The organism is Shewanella sp. T24-MNA-CIBAN-0130 (assembly GCF_040310185.1).
GTDB lineage: Bacteria > Pseudomonadota > Gammaproteobacteria > Enterobacterales > Shewanellaceae > Shewanella > Shewanella psychromarinicola.
In genome coordinates this window covers 1-572 of sequence record NZ_JBEOPP010000137.1, presented here as the reverse complement: position 1 = coordinate 572, position 572 = coordinate 1, and the positions used below count along the sequence as shown (strand labels likewise).

Here is a 572-nt window from a genome sequence, read left to right as displayed (position 1 = left end):
AAATCAGCCTGTATTCGACGTTTGCCATACGTCGAGTGTGACTCAGAGAAAGCTTGCTCTATCAATTGTATCTGAGCCTGTTTTTCAACGCTTTTTGGGATCGGTTTGTAATAGAGACTACTACAACTGATCTCGAATACTCGGCATAATTCACTCATTTTAAAGCCTGGGTTTGCTTTCTTTACTTCGCGCATCATTTTAAGTTTTGATTGTCTCGAATGAAGAAAGCTGCAGCCTTTTTTAAGATATCATTATCCCTCATGGCTTGTTTTAGTTGGGCTTCTAGAAGCTGTATTCTTCGTTGTTCTTCAGTTAATGCTTTGACATTTTTCGGTGTTTTACCGGCTAATTCAGCCTGGTACTGCACTTTCCATCTAGACACCGCAGATTTACCTGCACCTGACATATCTTCAATTTGCTTGTTCGTGTAACCCTGTTCGACCATCAGCTTGGCATATTCTAATTTTTGAAGAGGGCTGACAGTGATTTTAGTTTTTCTAATCATAATAAATACCTTTAAGATTTTGCTTATTTTAAGCTATAAATCTCTACAGTTTCATTAGACCATTACA

1 pseudogene is annotated in these 572 nt (G+C 37.8%); it reads right to left on the bottom strand.

What is annotated here, in order from left to right:
- Positions 1 to 505, bottom strand: a pseudogene (locus AAEZ02_RS21795) (transposase family protein); the annotation flags it as partial.
- Between the last annotated feature and the right edge of the window lie 67 nt (positions 506 to 572).